Source organism: Campylobacter sp. BCW_4323, assembly GCF_001763115.1.
GTDB classification, from domain to species: domain Bacteria; phylum Campylobacterota; class Campylobacteria; order Campylobacterales; family Campylobacteraceae; genus Campylobacter_D; species Campylobacter_D jejuni.
Genome location: NZ_MJYC01000005.1, coordinates 1 through 595, shown reverse-complemented (window position 1 = coordinate 595; position 595 = coordinate 1). Strand labels below are relative to the sequence as shown.

The following is a 595-nucleotide window of genomic DNA, read 5'->3' as shown; positions in this document are numbered from 1 at the left end:
AGGTCGCTTAGCTCAGTTGGTAGAGCGCCACCCTTACAAGGTGGATGTCATAAGTTCGAGTCTTATAGTGACCACCATTTTATAAAATCATAAATAGGTTTTATAATCTCTACTTCTTTACTTTGGATGCAGCGGTAGTTCAGCTGGTTAGAATGCCGCCCTGTCACGGCGGAGGTCGCGGGTTCGAGCCCCGTCCGCTGCGCCATCTTGTCTCGTTAGCTCAGCCGGTAGAGCATCTCCCTTTTAAGGAGGGGGCCGTTGGTTCGAATCCAACACGGGACACCATTTTTATTGTTAGGGTTATGACCCTTTCGTCTAGTGGCCCAGGACAACACTCTCTCTGTGTGGAAACAGAGGTTCAAATCCTCTAGGGGTCGCCAATCATAGGTCGCTTAGCTCAGTTGGTAGAGCGCCACCCTTACAAGGTGGATGTCATAAGTTCGAGTCTTATAGTGACCACCATTTTATAAAATCATAAATAGGTTTTATAATCTCTACTTCTTTACTTTGGATGCAGCGGTAGTTCAGCTGGTTAGAATGCCGCCCTGTCACGGCGGAGGTCGCGGGTTCGAGCCCCGTCCGCTGCGCCATCTTG

The 595-nt window shown here is 49.4% G+C and carries 6 tRNA genes; all 6 read left to right on the top strand.

Annotated elements, in window-relative coordinates:
• Position 1: 1 nt before the first annotated feature.
• The 6 genes from AJN60_RS00045 (at position 2) to AJN60_RS00020 (ending at position 590) form a co-directional block, all read left to right on the top strand.
• A tRNA-Val gene (locus tag AJN60_RS00045) sits at positions 2–77 on the top strand.
• Positions 78–128: 51 nt separating this feature from the next.
• Positions 129–205, top strand: a tRNA-Asp gene (locus tag AJN60_RS00040).
• A gap of 4 nt (positions 206–209) precedes the next feature.
• Positions 210–285: transfer RNA gene (locus tag AJN60_RS00035), tRNA-Lys, on the top strand.
• Between the two features lie 19 nt (positions 286–304).
• Positions 305–380, top strand: a tRNA-Arg gene (locus tag AJN60_RS00030).
• A 6-nt stretch (positions 381–386) separates the two neighbouring features.
• Positions 387–462: transfer RNA gene (locus AJN60_RS00025), tRNA-Val, on the top strand.
• A gap of 51 nt (positions 463–513) precedes the next feature.
• Positions 514–590, top strand: a tRNA-Asp gene (locus tag AJN60_RS00020).
• The last annotated feature ends 5 nt before the right edge of the window (positions 591–595 follow it).